Annotated in this window: 14 protein-coding genes; 10 read left to right on the top strand and 4 right to left on the bottom strand. The window is 36.9% G+C overall.

Features of this window, described 5'->3' with window-relative positions; all coding sequences use genetic code 11:
* Window positions 1-27 precede the first annotated feature (27 nt).
* The gene (locus tag RE431_RS05305; protein ID WP_309560929.1) at window positions 28-1,758 is read left to right on the top strand and encodes a phospho-sugar mutase; all 1,731 of its coding nucleotides are present in this window, start codon (window positions 28-30) and stop codon (window positions 1,756-1,758) included.
* A 10-nt stretch (window positions 1,759-1,768) separates the two neighbouring features.
* Window positions 1,769-3,592: an ABC transporter ATP-binding protein gene (locus tag RE431_RS05300; protein WP_309560928.1), complete on the top strand. Its 1,824-nt coding sequence runs from the start codon at window positions 1,769-1,771 to the stop codon at window positions 3,590-3,592.
* 27 nt (window positions 3,593-3,619) lie between these two features.
* On the opposite strand, the gene RE431_RS05295 is transcribed toward RE431_RS05300, so the two are convergent.
* On the bottom strand, window positions 3,620-3,964 hold the full coding sequence (locus RE431_RS05295) for a hypothetical protein (protein ID WP_309560927.1): 345 nt from the start codon (window positions 3,962-3,964) through the stop codon (window positions 3,620-3,622).
* 356 nt (window positions 3,965-4,320) lie between these two features.
* Between RE431_RS05295 and RE431_RS05290 the strand changes: the two genes are divergently transcribed.
* From RE431_RS05290 to RE431_RS05280, 3 genes are read left to right on the top strand one after another with little or no spacing between them, the layout of a single operon-like run.
* Window positions 4,321-4,866: an RNA polymerase sigma factor gene (locus RE431_RS05290; RefSeq protein ID WP_309560926.1), complete on the top strand. Its 546-nt coding sequence runs from the start codon at window positions 4,321-4,323 to the stop codon at window positions 4,864-4,866.
* Between the two features lie 31 nt (window positions 4,867-4,897).
* Window positions 4,898-5,428, top strand: a complete 531-nt coding sequence (locus tag RE431_RS05285) for a hypothetical protein (RefSeq protein ID WP_309560925.1) — start codon at window positions 4,898-4,900, stop codon at window positions 5,426-5,428.
* Between the two features lie 3 nt (window positions 5,429-5,431).
* On the top strand, window positions 5,432-5,887 hold the full coding sequence (locus RE431_RS05280) for a hypothetical protein (RefSeq protein WP_309560924.1): 456 nt from the start codon (window positions 5,432-5,434) through the stop codon (window positions 5,885-5,887).
* Window positions 5,888-5,967: 80 nt separating this feature from the next.
* Here the strand turns inward: RE431_RS05280 and RE431_RS05275 are convergent, their stop codons facing one another.
* A complete protein-coding gene (locus tag RE431_RS05275) occupies window positions 5,968-7,035 on the bottom strand; it encodes a WD40/YVTN/BNR-like repeat-containing protein (protein ID WP_309560923.1) in 1,068 nt (355 codons plus the stop codon).
* Window positions 7,036-7,107: 72 nt separating this feature from the next.
* Here RE431_RS05275 and RE431_RS05270 point away from each other — a divergent pair, with 72 nt between their 5' ends.
* Complete coding sequence (locus RE431_RS05270) at window positions 7,108-8,319, top strand: RsmB/NOP family class I SAM-dependent RNA methyltransferase (RefSeq protein ID WP_309560922.1); 1,212 nt, start codon at window positions 7,108-7,110, stop codon at window positions 8,317-8,319.
* 27 nt (window positions 8,320-8,346) lie between these two features.
* Here the strand turns inward: RE431_RS05270 and RE431_RS05265 are convergent, their stop codons facing one another.
* Together RE431_RS05265 and RE431_RS05260 are read right to left on the bottom strand one after the other, a co-directional pair.
* A complete protein-coding gene (locus tag RE431_RS05265) occupies window positions 8,347-8,913 on the bottom strand; it encodes a DUF4377 domain-containing protein (RefSeq protein ID WP_309560921.1) in 567 nt (188 codons plus the stop codon).
* Between the two features lie 248 nt (window positions 8,914-9,161).
* Window positions 9,162-9,584 (bottom strand): DUF4377 domain-containing protein, encoded by a 423-nt coding sequence (locus RE431_RS05260; RefSeq protein WP_309560920.1) that lies wholly within the window; start codon window positions 9,582-9,584, stop codon window positions 9,162-9,164.
* 151 nt (window positions 9,585-9,735) lie between these two features.
* On the opposite strand from RE431_RS05260, the gene purL reads away from it, so the two are divergent.
* The 4 genes from purL (at window position 9,736) to RE431_RS05240 (ending at window position 18,342) form a co-directional block, all read left to right on the top strand.
* Entirely contained in the window at window positions 9,736-13,401 is a 3,666-nt protein-coding gene (purL, locus tag RE431_RS05255) for a phosphoribosylformylglycinamidine synthase (RefSeq protein WP_309560919.1), read from the top strand.
* Window positions 13,402-13,524: 123 nt separating this feature from the next.
* On the top strand, window positions 13,525-15,303 hold the full coding sequence (locus RE431_RS05250; RefSeq protein WP_309560918.1) for an AMP-dependent synthetase/ligase: 1,779 nt from the start codon (window positions 13,525-13,527) through the stop codon (window positions 15,301-15,303).
* A gap of 162 nt (window positions 15,304-15,465) precedes the next feature.
* Complete coding sequence (locus RE431_RS05245) at window positions 15,466-15,918, top strand: MarR family winged helix-turn-helix transcriptional regulator (RefSeq protein WP_309560917.1); 453 nt, start codon at window positions 15,466-15,468, stop codon at window positions 15,916-15,918.
* An 18-nt stretch (window positions 15,919-15,936) separates the two neighbouring features.
* A complete protein-coding gene (locus RE431_RS05240) occupies window positions 15,937-18,342 on the top strand; it encodes a 3-hydroxyacyl-CoA dehydrogenase/enoyl-CoA hydratase family protein (RefSeq protein WP_309560916.1) in 2,406 nt (801 codons plus the stop codon).
* Window positions 18,343-18,358: the final 16 nt, after the last annotated feature.

Raw genomic sequence — 18,358 nt, 5'->3', positions numbered from 1 at the left:
ATTTTTGCTTAGCAAAACAATCTAATTATGGCTACTATTAAACCTGAAATTCTTCAGAAGGCTGAAGCATGGCTTACTGATATATTTGATAAGGACACCAAGACTGAGGTAAATAAACTTATAAATGAAAACCCGAAAGAACTGGAAGAAAGCTTTTATAAAAATGCTGAATTCGGAACTGGAGGAATGCGTGGTGTTATGGGTGTTGGTACTAACCGCATCAATAAATATACTTTGGGAAAGAATACTCAGGGACTTTCAGATTACCTGAAAAAATCTTTTTCGAATAAAGATATCAAAGTAGCAATAGCTTATGATTGTAGAAATAACAGTCAGGAATTGGCGAAAGTGGTTGCAGATGTGTTTTCTGCTAATGGAATCAAAGTTTTTTTATTCTCTGAATTAAGACCTACTCCAGAGTTATCTTTTGCTGTAAAGAAATTAGGTTGTCAATGCGGAATAGTTCTCACAGCGAGTCACAATCCGCCAGAATATAATGGTTATAAAGTATATTGGGAAGATGGCGGACAATTAGTACCACCACAGGACACAGAATTGGTGGAAACAATTAATGCGTTAGAATATTCAGCAATCAACTTCAATGCTAATGAAGACCTTATCGAAAAAATTGATGCTGAAGTTGACAAGGCATTTGCTGAAGCTTCAGTAGAGAATGGAAGTTTTGACAACTCTGCTTCTGCCAGAGAAAATTTAAATATTGTCTTCACTTCACTTCATGGAACCTCAATAACTATGGTCCCTGAAGTATTAGAAAAAGCAGGATTTACCAATGTTCATATCGTTGAAGAGCAAAGAAAACCTAACGGTAATTTTCCAACAGTAGAATCTCCCAACCCGGAAGAACCGGAAGCTCTGAAAATGGCTTTGGAACTAGCAGATAATAAAAATGCTGATATAGTTATAGGTACAGATCCTGATTGCGATCGCTTAGGTGTTGCGGTTAGAGACCTGGACGGAAAAATGATTCTTCTAAATGGAAACCAGACCATGCTGGTTATGACCTGGTTCTTACTGGAAGAATGGAAAGAACAATCCAGAATCAAAGGAAATGAATTTGTTGCTTCAACCATCGTTTCTACTCCAATGATGAAAAACCTTACGGAATCTTACGGGGTTAAGTATATGGAAGTTCTTACCGGGTTTAAATGGATCGCAAAACTTATCAAAGATCATCTTGAAATGAATTTCATCGGGGGTGGTGAGGAAAGCTTCGGTTATATGGTTGGTGATTTTGTAAGAGATAAAGACGCTGTAACCGCTACCCTACTCGCCTGTGAGATTGCGGCAAAAATGAAAGATGAAGGAAAATCTTTTTATGAAAAACTGCTGGAACTTTACACTGAACACGGTCTTTACAGGGAAGAATTGATTTCATTAGTGAAGAAAGGAATTCAGGGTGAACAGGAAATTAAGCAAATGCTTATAGACCTGAGAGAAAATCCTTGGGAAGAGATTGATGGTGAAAAAGTGGTTCTTGTAGAAGATTATAAAAGTTCTGTAGCTAAAAATATACAGGATTACACCGAGGAAACTATAGATATTCCAAAATCTAATGTTCTTATATATTACACTGAGAATGGTACTAAGATCGCTGCCAGGCCAAGTGGGACTGAGCCTAAGATCAAATTTTACATAAGCGTAAATTCAGATCTGGACTCTGTTGAGAATTATGACACAGAAGATCAAAAGTTAAGTGACAAAATTGCCCGCATTAAAGAGGAATTAAAACTGGGCTAACTTATTTTAAATGACCTATTTCCGGAAAATACTTCAGTTCGCAAAACCCTACAAACATTTTGCGATACTCAATATTATTTGCAACATATTTTACGCGATCTTCAGTACGCTATCTTTTATAGCGCTAATCCCTGTGATCCAGGTATTATTCGATAAAACGAAAAGAGTTTCTAAAGAACCTGTCTGGGTCGGAATTAGAGGTCTAAAAGATTATGTGACCGATTATTTTAATTACGAGGTAACCCAGAGAGTTAATGAAGATGAGGTTGCAGCACTGGTTTTTATTTGCGGAATTGTAGTTCTTCTGTTTTTCCTGAAAAACATGTTCGGGTATCTAAGTTCATTCTTTCTTACATTTTTACGGAATGGTGTTCTTCGAGATGTTCGAGACGCCATGTATAAGAAGATCCTGGCATTACCGGTTTCCTATTTTTCAGAAAAAAGAAAAGGAGATACTATTTCACGTATCACGGCAGATGTAAATGAAGTGCAAACCTCATTTCTGTCTATATTAGAATTGATCGTAAGAGAGCCTCTAACCATTCTTTTTACCATAATTGCAATGCTATTGATGAGCGCACAGCTCACTTTGTTCGTATTCGTATTTCTACCAATATCAGGATTCATCATTTCTTTAATAGGAAAACAGCTTAAAAAACAATCTAATCTGGCGCAGGAAGAAAACGGCCACTTTCTAAGTATTGTAGAAGAAACCTTATCCAGCTTGAAGATCGTTAAAGGATTTAATGCTGAAAAAAGATTTTACGGACGTTTTCAGGACTCCACAAACAGGTTGAACAATATTCTCAATAAATTGATTAACAGGCAAAACATGGCTTCTCCAACCAGTGAGTTTCTTGGAATTTTTGTCATTGTGATCATTCTATGGTTTGGTGGAAACATGGTTCTGGTTGAGCAATCTCTTGACGCTGCTACTTTTATTGCGTTTCTCGGACTAGCCTATAACATTTTAACACCTGCAAAGCAGATCTCCAAAGCTTCCTATAGCGTAAAGAAAGGAAATGCAGCAGCAGAGAGAATTTTGGAAATACTTGAAACACCTTCTACTATTACAGATGCTCCAAACGCTATTGAGAAAAAGGATTTTGAATGCGAAATCAGCATTGAGAACATAAGTTTTAGTTACGAAGAAGAAAAGGTTCTTAAGAACTTTAGTATAAGAGTGCCAAAAGGAGAAACTGTGGCTCTGGTAGGTCAGTCCGGATCTGGAAAGTCAACGATTGCAAACCTTATCACACGTTTTTACGATGTAAACGAAGGAAGCATAAAAGTTGACGGGAAAGATATCAGAGAGATCAAAAAAGCATCTTTACGTGATCTAATGGGGCTGGTAACACAGGACTCTATCCTTTTTAATGATACTATTAGAAATAATATTCTTTTAGGTAAAGCAAATGCTAGTGATGAAGAAATCATCGATGCATTGAAGATCGCTAATGCCTGGGAATTCGTAAAGGATCTTCCGGAAACCCTGGATACTAATATTGGGGACAGCGGTAATAAGCTTAGTGGCGGTCAGAAACAAAGACTTTCTATTGCCCGTGCGGTATTGAAAAATCCGCCGGTAATGATCCTGGATGAAGCCACCTCTGCTCTGGATACCGAAAGCGAAAAACTTGTTCAGAAAGCGCTGGAAAACATGATGAAGAATAGAACTTCAGTTGTGATCGCACATAGACTTTCAACAATTCAGAATGCTGATAAGATCATCGTGATGCAACGAGGTGAAATAGTAGAACAAGGCAGGCATCAGGAATTAATAGATGCAAATGGAACCTATAAGAAATTGGTTGCAATGCAATCTTTTGATTAATAAAGAGGCCTGATTAATTTCAGGTTTTTATTTTTTCAATAATTCACCGGAAGCGATGGCATCAGAATAATTCGCTTTTATTTCAGGAAAGCTTCCAAAGAATTTTTTACCGTCTTTTCTTTTCAGAATTACAGTTGAATTTTTAATTTCTGAAACAACTACTTTAACTCCTGCAAGTTGGTCATAACTTGCTCTACCTCCTCTTTTTGCTATAAAGTTCAATTTTGGGAAGCGAACATCAGAATATTGAAAGTTCTTTGATGTCCCAATTTCCAGTGTTTCACCTACGCTAATTTGGTCGTCTTCCTGGGCATTTACAGGGGTAGATATAATTAAAATTAAAAATATAGATAATATCCTGAAGCATTTCATAATTAAGATTCTAAAATTTCCGGTTGTAAAAATATAAAAAGGACTAAAAATAAAAAATGGATGATATAAGTAGATATCATCCATTTTTATCAAATTATTTCCACTTTGGGGCAAATGAAAATAATGCGATTCAATTCAGTTTTTATAGGGGCAAAAAAAGGATTAAATCATTTTCTTATTGTAAAGATATGTCAAAGCTTAAACGCACCCAAAATTTTAACGCTTTTTATCACTAATTTTTGCTTTTAATCGACCCTAACACCTGTTTTCGACACTATTTTCCTACATTTTAAATGTAAATATTACTTTTCTAAGCCTAAAGAGTTCAATATCTTTACCACAGTAATTCACCAGTTTTGCAGAATTCCGAAGATAAATTAGTTAGCCGCTTGCAGGACAGGTCTTCCTCACAGGAAGCTTTCAGGGATCTTATATCTGAATATAAAGAGAGGCTTTACTGGCATATCCGTAATATTGTCAAAAATCATGATGATTCTGATGATGTCCTACAAAATACATTTCTTAAGGTTTACCGCAACATAGATCAGTTTAAGGGAGATAGTAAGTTATATAGCTGGATGTATAGAATAGCCACTAATGAGTCTATCACTTTCCTTAATAAGAAATCTAGAAGATTACAGATCACTTCAGAAGAATTACAGAATCAAATCATTGACAATCTGGAAAGCGATGTCTATTTTGAAGGTGACGAGATCCAGTTAAAACTGCAAAAAGCGATTGCCACCTTACCTGAAAAACAACAATTGGTCTTCAACATGAAATATTTTGAAGAACTAAAGTATCGGGAGATGTCTGAATTATTAGAAACTAGTGAAGGAGCCCTTAAAGCTTCTTACCACATAGCTGCCAAAAAAATTGAAGAATATCTAAAATCGAATTAAACCTTTCAGAAAAACCTGAGTCATAACATTGATGAAAACCAATAAGTCTAAATATCCGAAAAATTCTGGATTCAAAGCACCTGAAGATTATTTCAGGAATTTTGAAGATAGATTTATGCAGAAACTGGAAGGAGACGATCTTACTGAATTACCGGTTAGTGCCTCTGGTTTCCATACACCTCAGGGATATTTTGATACCCTGGAAGATAGACTTATTGCACAAACTAAAGATGAAACCAAGGTAGTAAAATTGTTCAGAAAAGAATATCTTCTCTATGCTGCTGCTGTAGCTGCTATCTTTATTTTAATGCTTGGTAATTTCTTTAAAACAGAAACCGCTCAGCCAATTGGATGGGATGATATTGAGGTTTCTGCGATGGAAAGCTATATTGATGAAGGTTATGATATGGGCTATATAGAATTGAATTCTGCTGAAATTTCAGACTTTGTTTTTGAAGATGGTAAGCTTATTGATGATTCAGATTTCAATTCGGTAAATTCAGATGCTGTTTTCGATTATATTGATGAGAACATTGAAGACCCGGCTTTTATTTTAGAATAAACTATGAAGAAATTTGTATTAATATTTATCGTTCTTATTTCCAGCATTCAGATGATCGGGCAGGAAGAAGATCGTGATGCTCAAAGAGAACGAATCAAGGCCTTAAAGGTTGCTTTTCTTACACAGGAACTCAATCTAACAGATAAGCTTGCTGAAAGGTTCTGGCCAATCTATAATGATTATGAGACCAAAAGAAGAGAACTACATGCAAGAGAACATATTGAGCTGGAAAATGTAGAGTGCATGAATGAAGATACGGCCAACGATCTTCTGAATGAATATCTCACTATTGAAAACGAAGAATATAAGATCAAGAAGCAGCTTTTTAAAGAGCTTAAAGAGATCATATCTGCTAAAGATATCATCAAACTACATAAGCTGGAAGATGAATTCCATAAAAAGCTTATTAAAGAATACCGTTCCAAACGTGGACGTAAAGACGCGAATAGCAGTGAGTAGTAATACTATTCATGTTTAGTTTTTTGGTTAGTTAGTAGTTATAATCCGGCAGATTTTTTTATCTGTCGGATTATTTCTTTTTAGCGGAAAGTTAGCTTAGCTATTCTCCCCTTCCCTGCTGCATATGCTGTACTATCATTTACGAACCTTAGAGTATAGAATCCTTCATCTGATATTTTTTCCCAGGATTTACCTGCATTCTTACTATAATGTATTCCAGTAAAACCGGTAGCGAGAATTTGTTCAGCATTAGAGTTAGGAACATACCTTACACTACTCTTATAACCTGGATCTTTACCTTCAGCCACTAATTCCCAGGTTTTCCCTCCATCCTTTGTTATCGCTTTATTTCCTGTGTTCCCTTCCGCATTCGTGTAATCGCCTCCAATAATAATTCCATTCATTTCATCATAGAAATCGAGGCTATAGCCACCGGTTGTTGGAGTTCCCTGAAGTAATGGAGTTTCAAAAACTTCCCAGGATTTCCCTTTATCTGCAGAATAGATAATTCTAGATTTAACTCCACCAGTCAGAATCCAGGTTTTATCTCCCTGAATGGCAATGTTAGAATTGCTTGCTGCAAATGCAGCTTCACCTTCGGCAGCTTCCGGTAGATTCTCACAGTTTATTTTATTCCAGCTTTTACCTCCATCACGGGTTACAATCATTGATATACATCCATCTGTTGGATCTCCCATTGCTATACCTTCATTATCATTCCAGAATGCCATGGCATCATAAAAAGCTTTCTCATCATCTTCTTTATAGACTAATTCCATTTTACCAGAATTTCCTGTTTTATAAAGCAAAGCCGGACTGGCTACACTTATCATGAAAAAGTCATTTGCTGTACTTGCTACCGCTCTATATTCAGGTGAGATCGTATCAAACTTCTGAGTGTTAGTTTTCCATGTATTATTCACTGAATTATACAAGCCGTATTTTCCATTATTTCCCGCAAAAGCAAGATTTTTTCCAATCACTTCAATGGCTCTTACACTTAGTGAATCATCTTCCAGGATCACTTCCGTATCAACAGATTCAAAATATTGAGGAGCTGAATCTTGGGCTACATCTACATTGTTCTCTTTGGTTGTGTCTTTGCAAGCAAAAGCTAGTAAAATCAGTAAAAAACTTATTTTTCTCATATCAGGAATTTGAACCAAATATAAATTATTCCGTTTCAAAAAACCGTAACTTTGCGGCTTTAAAGAATTTTTATGCGCCTACACAGGAATTTAGTTTTTGCTACTATTGATGCTTTAGCCGAAATTTTTAATGATGGAAGTTATGCCGATAAGGTGATCGAAAAAACTCTGAAGCGTGACAAACGCTGGGGTTCACGAGATAGAAGTTTTATCGCAGAAACAACTTATGATATCGTTAGATGGAAAAGACTTTATGCTGAAATAGCTGAAGTTAAAGAACCTTTTAAAAGGGAGGATCTTTTCAGGATTTTTGCTGTATGGTGTGTTTTGAGAGGTATTAAACTGCCAGACTGGCCACAATTTGAAGGAACTCCGGTAAGACGCATTAAAGGTAAGTTTGATGAGCTTAGCCGAATTAGAAAATTTAGAGAATCTGTTCCAGACTGGATGGATGAACTAGGTGAAACCGAGCTGGGAGATAAAGTTTGGACAAAAGAATTACATGCTTTAAACGAGCAGGCTCCGGTGGTTATTAGAGCTAATAGATTAAAGACCAATCCGAAGGATTTGGCAGAAAAACTGGAGGCTGAAGGCATTGAAACAACAAATATTAGAAATTATCCGGAAGCTCTTGAATTAAAGCAGCGAGCGAATATCTTTAAAACAAAGGCATTTCAGGATGGACTTTTTGAGGTTCAGGATGCCAGTTCACAAAGAGTTGCAGATCTACTGGATGTAAAACCAGGAATGAGAGTAGTTGATACCTGCGCTGGTGCAGGCGGAAAAACTTTACATCTGGCTGCCTTAATGGAAAATAAAGGTCAGATCATAGCTCTGGATATCTACGGAAATAAATTAAAAGAACTAAAGCGTAGAGCCAAACGTGCGGGTGCTCATAATGTAGAAACCAGAAGTATTGATTCCACGAAGGTGATCAAGAAATTATATAATTCTGCAGATAGAGTATTAATCGATGCTCCTTGTAGTGGTTTAGGAGTTTTAAGCAGAAACCCTGATGCGAAGTGGAAACTTCAACCAGATTTTCTGGAAAAAATTAAAAATACGCAGTTAGAGATTCTTGAAAAATATTCAAGAATTGTAAAAGAAGGTGGTAAGCTTGTATATGCAACCTGTTCTATTCTCCCTTCTGAGAATGAGAAACAAGTGCAGAAATTCCTTAAAACTGAAATTGGTAAAGATTTCACCTTATTAAAAGAAAAGAAGATACTTTCAAGTGAAAGTGGATATGACGGATTCTATATGGCTCTTCTGCAAAAAGCATAAATTTAAGCGACCCTCAGGTCGCTTTTTTTATCGGTAACTTTGTAAAACTAGATTTTCCTCTGGTCCGTGTATAAACGTACCTGTTATTTGCTCACTGGTTTCAAGTTCAGATAAAAAACTTTCGCAAAGTATGTTACAGTTTATAGAGTAGGTATTAAGTAACCATATATCATCATCTTCCATGGTCACGAAATTATAATTGTAAGCTTTTAACTGAATATCAAATTCAGCATTTACAGGAGCTTTCTCCTTATGCCTCACGTTTACCAGTATATATTTAATTGAGGATCCATCGGCTGGAGGATTTTCCAAGGTGATCTTTTTTACCTTAAGATCATAGACATAACCTAGTTCATATTCAAAACCTTCAATCCCATCATACAAATAACCCCAGTTCTCACCACCAATATCCTCACTTTCCTGTATTAAGTAAACAAGATAAGGACCTTCACCCATCGCAGTTTGTCTAAAATGATTTATGCGCAAATCTACCATCTCGGGCTTACCCGGAGGATTACCTTTAATGGAACAGGAAACACTGAAGAATGATGTCAGGATTCCCACAATTAACATGAGAGAAACTTTGAAATACATAATATAAATGATTGATATTCAAAAGATAAGAAATAAATCAACCTGATTTAAATTAATAATCATAAATATTTGACTTTTAATTAGTTGAGTTAAAATAAGATCGTTTTAGGTTAATTTTGAATCATCAATTCAAGGAGTTCGTTTTCAGTATTAGAAATACGCTTAAAGTTTGCGTTTACCAGGCCATCCATTTCCTTTACATCACCAAGATCATTACACTTTTCTGCACAAACAAAGTCGATTTCATTTCATAGACCGAAACCTAAACTTTCATTACCAGTTAGAAAGACATTATGCTTGTACCATATAATTGGGATCGAAATAATAGCAGATTCACTTGCTTTCTTTATAGATATAACCTCTACCAGTTTCAGACCTTTTAAACAAGAATCTTCCAGAGGATTACTAACTTCGATCACTTTAATTTTTAGATCATAAATAAATCCAGATTCATAATCCAGTTCTCTAACTCCTTCAAATGATTGGCTCCATTCCTCTGTACCAACCTTATCCCATTCCTGAATTCTAAAAACTAATTGAAGCTCAAGTCCAACTGCTGTAGTCTTATAATGATCTAATCTTACATCAATATCTTTTTTTGGCGCAAAACTCGTTGAACAGGAAAAGAGAATTATTATTACTCCAGCAATAAATTCAGGTAAACATCTCATAAATAGATTTTGTACCCAACAGACGTTTAAATTAAAAAGCCTTGCGTATAAACATGTTAAACGTTAAAGAATTATTCTAAGCATTAATTTTATGTATTAGCATTAAAAAAGTAAATTTGTTCCTTTAAAAACAACAACAAACACAACATAAATGATCCTTTTCTTCGGAAACCAAACAACTAAGGTTTTTGCTGTGGAAACACACTCAGAACTTTCAGCCCAGGAAATTTCAAAACTAAACTGGCTTTTCGGAAATACTCAACAAATCAATAAATCTGCGCTGGCAGATTTTTTTGTTGGTCCACGCGCCGCAATGATTACTCCCTGGAGTACCAATGCAGTTGAGATCACTCAGAATATGGGAATTCACGGACTCATTAGAATTGAAGAATTTCTGAGAGTAGATGAGCATTTTCATGATTTCGACCCAATGTTATCTCAAAAATATGAAGGTCTTGACCAGGACATTTTCGATATTCATATCAATCCTGCATCAATAATAGAAGTAGATGATATCGAGGCATTCAATCAGAAAGAGGGTCTTGCTTTAAATGAAGAAGAAGTAAAATATTTGGAGGGTCTTTCTGAAAAAATCGGTAGAAAACTAACAGATTCTGAAGTTTTTGGTTTTTCACAAGTCAACTCTGAACATTGTAGACATAAGATTTTTAATGGAACTTTTGTGATCGATGGGGAAGAAAAACCGGTTTCATTATTCAAAATGATCAGGAAAACTTCTGAGGAAAATCCAAATGATATTGTTTCGGCTTATAAGGATAATGTAGCATTTGTAAAAGGTCCGCGAGTTGAACAATTTGCACCAAAAGCACCAGACGTTCCGGAATACTACCAGGTAAAGGATTTTGATTCTGTGATCTCATTAAAGGCTGAAACTCATAATTTCCCAACTACGGTTGAGCCATTTAATGGCGCAGCTACGGGAAGTGGTGGTGAAATTAGAGACAGGCTTGCTGGAGGAAAAGGTTCCCTTCCACTTGCTGGAACTGCAGTCTATATGACGTCTTATTCCCGACTTGAAAAAGACAGGAAATGGGAAAATGGATTGAAAGAGAGAGACTGGTTGTACCAGACGCCAATGGATATTCTGATAAAAGCTTCCAATGGAGCTTCAGATTTCGGGAATAAATTTGGTCAGCCATTAATCGCTGGATCTGTACTTACTTTTGAACATACTGAACACGACAGAGCTCTAGGTTACGATAAGGTAATCATGCTTGCCGGTGGAATTGGATATGGAAAGGAAAACCAGGCAATAAAAGATATTCCAAAAAAAGGAGATAAGATCGTTGTTCTTGGTGGTGAAAATTATAGAATCGGGATGGGCGGTGCCGCAGTATCATCGGCCGATACTGGTGAATTTAGCAGTGGTATTGAATTAAATGCGATACAACGTTCAAATCCTGAAATGCAAAAAAGGGCAGCCAATGCAGTTCGTGGAATGGTTGAAAGTGATGATAACCCAATCGTTTCCATTCATGATCATGGAGCTGGCGGACATTTAAATTGCCTAAGTGAACTTGTAGAAGAAAAAGGTGGTAAAATAGATCTGGACGCTCTTCCCGTTGGAGATCCTACGCTATCTGCTAAAGAAATAATAGGCAATGAATCTCAAGAGAGAATGGGACTTGTAATTGGTGAATCCGAAATCGCTCAACTAAAAAGAGTTGCAGACAGGGAGCGATCCCCTATGTACGAAGTTGGAAATGTAACTGGTGATCATCGATTTACATTTGAAGGAGAGAAATCGCGTGAAAAGCCGATGGATCTTGAACTTTCAGATATGTTTGGAAGTTCTCCTAAAACAATCATGAATGATAAAACTGTCAAAAGAAATTACGATGAATTAAATTATCAAACCTCAAAGGTTCATGAATATTTAGATCAGGTTTTACAATTAGAGGCCGTTGCCTGTAAGGATTGGTTAACTAACAAGGTAGACCGATGTGTTTCGGGTAGGGTTGCAAAACAGCAAACTGCAGGTCCGCTACAGTTACCATTAAATAACTGCGGAGTGATGGCGCTGGATTACAAAGGTAAAGAAGGCGTCGCCACATCAATTGGCCACTCGCCTGTTTCTGCCCTTGTAGATCCTGTTGCTGGTTCTAAAAACTCCATTGCGGAATCTCTATCAAATATTGTCTGGGCTCCCTTGGAAAAAGGTTTAAAATCTATTTCACTTTCCGCTAACTGGATGTGGCCCTGTAATAATGAAGGCGAAGATGCCAGGCTTTATGAGGCTGTTGAAGGTGTTTCAGAATTTGCTATTTCTTTGGGCATCAATGTGCCTACCGGGAAGGATTCACTTTCCATGAAACAGAAATATAAGGATGGACAGGTAATTTCCCCTGGAACGGTTATCATTTCTGCTGCTGGACATTGTAATGATATAACGAAAGTTGTTGAACCTGTTCTTCAAAAAAATGGTGGTGATATTTATTATATCAACCTCTCTCAGGATAAATTTAAACTCGGTGGTTCTTCTTTCGCTCAAACTCTGAATAAAGTAGGAAGCGAAGTTCCAACGATCAAAAACGATAAGAAATTCGCTGAAGCATTTAATGCCGTTCAGGAATTGGTCAAAAAAGATCTTATTCTTGCTGGTCATGATGTTGCCTCAGGTGGACTTATTACCACACTGTTGGAAATGTGCTTTGCTGATGTAGCTCTTGGTGCAGAATTAGATCTTTCTGCTTTAGGTGAAAAAGACATTATCAAATTGCTCTTCAGCGAAAACTGCGGAATTGTATTCCAGGCCAAAGACAATTCTGTAGAAGAACTTTTAGATGAAAAAGGAATTGAATTTTTCAATATTGGAAAAGTTTCTTCCTCGAATCAATTAAAAATCAAGAATTCTGGAGCAGATTTAAACTTTAATATTCCAGAATTAAGAGAAACCTGGTATAAGACTTCTTTTCTTTTAGATGAACATCAAAGCGGAATAGATAAAGCTACAGAGCGTTATCATAATTATAAGGAACAGCCATTAGAATTTAAATTTCCGGAACATTTTACCGGGAAATTACCTGAATTAGATTCGACTAAACCTAGAATAAAGGCTGCGATCATCAGGGAAAAAGGATCGAATTCAGAACGGGAAATGGCCAGAGCGATGTATATGGCAGGTTTCGATGTAAAAGACGTTCATATGACCGATCTTATTAGTGGTCGTGAAACCCTTGAAGATATTAAGTTCATAGCTGCAGTTGGTGGATTCTCGAATTCGGACGTTCTGGGAAGTGCCAAAGGCTGGGCAGGAGCATTCTTATATAACGAAAAAGCCAAAGAAGCTCTAGATAATTTCTTTGCCAGAGAAGACACTTTATCTTTAGGTGTTTGTAATGGTTGTCAGTTATTCATTGAACTGGGCCTTATAAATCCTGGACATGACCAAAAACCAAAAATGCTGCATAACGAATCTCATAAGTTTGAATGTAATTTTACTTCCGTAGAAATTCAGGAGAACAATTCTGTTATGCTTTCTACGCTTGCTGGGAGTAAACTTGGTATTTGGGCAGCACACGGGGAAGGCAAATTCAGCTTCCCTTACGAAGAAGAGAAATATAATATTGTTGGTAAATACGGGTATGAAGGCTATCCTGCCAATCCAAACGGATCTCATTATAACACCGCAGTATTAACAGACGAAACAGGTAGACATCTGGTTATGATGCCTCACCTGGAACGATCAACTTTTCAGTGGAACTGGGCAAATTATCCTAATGGAAGAAAAGATGAAGTTTCTCCATGGCACGAAGGTTTTGTAAATGCCAGAAAATGGCTGGAAAAGAAGCATTAAGCAGAAATTTTTATGAATAATTTTGAAGGGATGCTAAAAACATCCCTTCTTTTTTGAATTATCAATTTGAAGTAGCCCCCTTTTTTGCTATTTTGCAAGGCATATCTAAAATTGTTCAATTTCATGAATGAAATAAAACGACTCTTTGACTTCCCTTATTACCAACTTGAAAACCATCCTTTACAGGAGGCTTTGGCTACAAAGTATAATGGTAAATGGGAGACACTTTCTACACAGGAATATATAGACAAGGCTAATACAATTAGCCGTGGACTGCTGAAATTAGGTGTAAAACCCAATGATAAAATAGCCATTATTTCTACTAATAATAGAACCGAATGGAATGTGATGGATATCGGGATCCTGCAAATTGGAGCTCAAAACGTGCCCATCTATCCTACTATTTCTGAAGATGACTATGAGTATGTTCTTAATCATAGTGAAGCTATTTATTGCTTTGTATCAGACAAAGAGGTTCTGGATAAAGTAAATAAGATCAAAGGAACTACTCAATTGAAAGAGGTTTATAGTTTTGATGAAATTACCGGCTGCAAGAACTGGAAAGAAGTTTTAAAGGACGGTGAGGATAAAGAAAACCAGGACGAAGTTGAAAAACTAAAAAAGGCGGTTAAGACAGATGATCTTGCTACCTTAATATATACTTCCGGAACTACAGGCAGACCAAAAGGTGTAATGCTTTCCCATGAAAATATTGTAAGTAATGTTCTTGGAAGTGCACCAAGAGTGCCTTTTGAAATCGGAACCTATAAGGCATTAAGTTTTTTACCGGTTTGCCACATTTTTGAAAGAATGATCCTGTACCTATATCAGTATTATTCTGTTTCCATCTATTTTGCTGAATCTATAGAAATGATCAGCGACAACCTTAAGGAAGTAAAACCTCATGTTATTACTGCTGTTCCAAGGTTACTGGAAAAAGTGTACGATAAGATCATTGCCAAGGGAACTGCACTTGGAGGAATCAAACAAAAATTATTCTACTGGGCTGTAGAATTAGGTCTTGAATATGAACCATATGGTGCAAACGGCTGGTGGTACGAAACGAAATTAAAATTAGCTCGTAAACTGATCTTTTCTAAATGGAAAGAAGGTTTGGGTGGAAATATAGACCTTATTGTTTCAGGTAGTGCAGCATTGCAACCTAGACTCGCCAGGGTATTTGCCGCTGCTGAAATTCCGGTAATGGAAGGTTATGGACTTACAGAAACTTCTCCAGTTATTGCGGTGAATGATGAACGCGATCATGGTTTCAGAATAGGAACTGTTGGAAAAGTCCTGGATAACGTAGAAGTTAAAATAGCCGAAGATGGAGAGATCCTTGCAAAGGGACCAAACGTTATGAAAGGTTATTATAAGGATGAGGAAAAAACGAATGAAGTTCTGGAAAACGGATTCTTTCATACTGGTGATATTGGAGAGATCGATAAAGATGGTTTCTTAAAGATTACCGACAGGAAAAAGGAAATGTTTAAGACTTCAGGAGGTAAATATGTGGCTCCACAGTTGATAGAAAACACTATGAAACAGTCTCGCTTTATCGAGCAGATCATGGTTGTTGGAGATGGAGAAAAAATGCCGGCGGCATTAATTCAGCCTAATTTTGAATTTATTACAGATTGGGCTAATAGGAAGAATATCGATCTTGGTGATAAAACACCGGCCGACATTGCCAGAAATTCTATGGTGAAAGACAGAATTCAGGAAGAGGTTGATTTCTATAACCAGAAATTCGGAAAGTGGGAAAGAGTCAAAACCTTCGAACTTACTCCAGAAGCCTGGACGGTAGAAGACGAACACCTTACTCCTACCATGAAATTAAAAAGACGAGTAATTAGAGAAAGATATAAAGATCTCTATGAGAAATTATATAGTCGCTTCTAAGAAAGCATTAAGAAAATGATAAAAAAAGCCCCTCAAATTCAGAGGGGCTTTCTTGTTTTAAGAATATTAACGCCATTAATTCACGATATTAATATTTTTAAGCTAATTTTATTATGCATGCATAATATTTTTTCCTAACTTTGGATTCATTCAATAATCCAGATGAAAGAAAAAACCATAGATTATGTATTGCGCGCCACCTGGATGGCAGTTTCCAAAATGTATAATGAGGAAGCTGGAAAAGCAGGCAGCACAATGGCTACGGGATTCGCTTTATTAAGCATAGATCCAGAAGAAGGTACCCCATCTACTTCACTTGGCCCCAAAATGGGCATGGAAGCTACCAGTCTTTCAAGGATTCTAAAAACCATGGAAGAAAAAGGTCTCATTATAAGGAAGAAAAATCCGAATGATGGTCGAAGCGTCTTAATTCATCTAACTGAATTTGGGAAAGAAATGAGAGATTATTCAAAAAGAGTGGTTCTCAGGTTTGATGAAGCTGTTAAAGAAAATGTTTCAGATAAAGATCTTAAAACATTTATTGAGGTTGCCAATACAATACTTGAATTGATTAGCGAAAAGAAAATTTACACTGAAGAAATTAGTATCAGATAAAACAATAAAAACCAAGAAATGAAAAGAAGGATTAATAAAGTTGCAGTGATCGGATCCGGAATTATGGGTAGTGGTATCGCTTGCCATTTTGCCAATATCGGCGTGGAAGTGTTACTTCTGGACATTGTTCCTCGAGAGCTGAATGAAAAGGAAAAGAAAAAAGGCCTTAGCCTTGATGACAAAGTGGTTCGTAACAGGATCGTAAACGATTCTCTTCAGGAGTCGGTAAAATCTAAGCCCTCTCCTATTTATCACAAAGATTTCGTTAGTAGAATTACTACAGGAAATCTTGAAGATGATATCGCAAAGGTTTCTGAAGTAGACTGGATCATTGAGGTTGTTGTTGAGCGTCTTGATATTAAAAAACAGGTTTTTGAAAACCTGGAGAAACATAGAAAACCGGGAACTTTGATCACTTCAAATACTTCTGGTATCCCGATCAACTTCATGACCGAAGGTAGAAGTGATGACTTTAAAAAGCATTTCTGCGGAACTCACTTTTTCAACCCACCAAGATATTTAAGATTATTCGAGATCATTCCAGGGAAAGAAACTTCTAAGGATGTTCTTGAATTCCTTGAGATGTACGGTGAGAAATTCCTTGGAAAGAAAGCTGTTCTTGCAAAGGATACTCCTGCATTTATTGGTAACCGAATTGGTATTTTTTCTATTATGAGCCTTTTCCATATGGTTAAGGATATGGGAATGACCATTGAAGAGGTTGATAAACTTACAGGCCCTGTAATTGGTCGCCAGAAATCGGCAACCTTTAGAACTGTAGACGTTGTTGGATTAGATACTCTGGTTCACGTTGCCAATGGTTTACATGAAAATGTACCAAATGATGAGCAACATGACCTTTTTGCTCTTCCAGATTTCATCAATACCATGATGGAAAATAAGTGGTTAGGTAGCAAAACCGGACAGGGATTTTATAAAAAGATAAAAAAAGAAGACGGTTCAAGTGAGATCAAATCTCTGGACCTTGACTCTTTAGAATATAGAGATAGGAAAAGTGCTTCTTTCGCTACTCTTGAAATGACCAAAACTATAGATAATGTAGTAGATCGTTTTGAGGTACTGGTTAAAGGAAAAGATAAAGCCGGAGAATTTTATAGAAAGACATTCTCTTCACTTTTCGCATACGTATCAAACAGAATTCCTGAAATATCAGATGAGCTTTATAAAATCGATGATGCCATGAAGGCAGGATTCGGTTGGGAACATGGTCCATTCCAGATCTGGGATGCGATCGGTGTTCAGAAAGGTATCGAAATGATGAAGGAAGAAGGTTACGAGCCTAATGCCTGGGTAACTGAAATGCTTGAGAACGGTAGCGATAGTTTTTATACCGTGAAAGAAGGCAACACCTATTATTATGATATTCAGGAGAAGAAACAAACTAAAGTTCCTGGTCAGGATGCATTCATTATTCTTGATAATATTAGGGAATCAAAAGAAGTATTCAAGAACAGCGGTGTCGTCGTTGAAGATCTTGGAGACGGGATCCTGAACGTAGAATTCAGAAGTAAAATGAATTCTATTGGAGGTGATGTTCTTGACGGAGTTAACAAAGCCATCGATATGGCTGAAAAAGATTATCAGGGACTGGTTGTTGCCAATGATGGTAAGAACTTCTCTGTAGGTGCCAATATCGGGATGATCTTCATGATGGCTGTGGAACAGGAATATGATGAGCTTAATATGGCGATCAAATATTTCCAGGATACCATGATGAGAATGCGCTACTCCTCTATTCCAACCGTTGCTGCTCCGCATGCAATGACCCTTGGTGGTGGATGTGAAATGTCACTACATGCAGATATGGTTGTAGCTTCAGCTGAAACTTACATCGGATTAGTAGAATTTGGTGTTGGTGTGATCCCAGGTGGTGGTGGAACCAAGGAAATGACCGTTAGGGCTGCCGATACTTTTGAAAAAGATGACGTAGAATTAAACCGATTAAGAGAACACTTCCTTACTATTGGTATGGCGAAGGTTTCAACTTCAGCTTATGAAGCATACGACCTGAATATTCTTCAGAAAGGGAAAGATATTGTGGTGGTAAATCCAGACAGACAATTGGCGATCGCTAAGAAACACGCTTTGCTAATGGCTGAAAACGGATATACAAAGCCAATCAAACGTACAGATATTAAAGTTCTTGGTAAACAGGCACTGGGTGCATTCCTTGTAGGAACAGACCAGATGGCTGCCGGGAAATATATCAGCGAACATGATAAGAAGATCGCAAACAAATTGGCTTATGTAATGGCCGGAGGTGATTTATCAGAAAACCAGTTGGTAAGTGAGCAGTATTTATTAGATCTGGAACGAGAAGCTTTCCTGTCGCTTACAGGGGAAAGAAAAACCCTGGAGCGTTTACAGCATATGCTGAAGAAAGGAAAACCGCTTAGAAACTAAGAGTCGTTTAAAGATC

It is taken from the genome of Christiangramia sediminicola (genome assembly GCF_031344135.1).
In the GTDB taxonomy this organism is placed as follows: domain Bacteria; phylum Bacteroidota; class Bacteroidia; order Flavobacteriales; family Flavobacteriaceae; genus Christiangramia; species Christiangramia sediminicola.
Note: the sequence above shows the minus strand (reverse complement) of the source record. Positions and strands in the feature narration are given on the sequence as shown.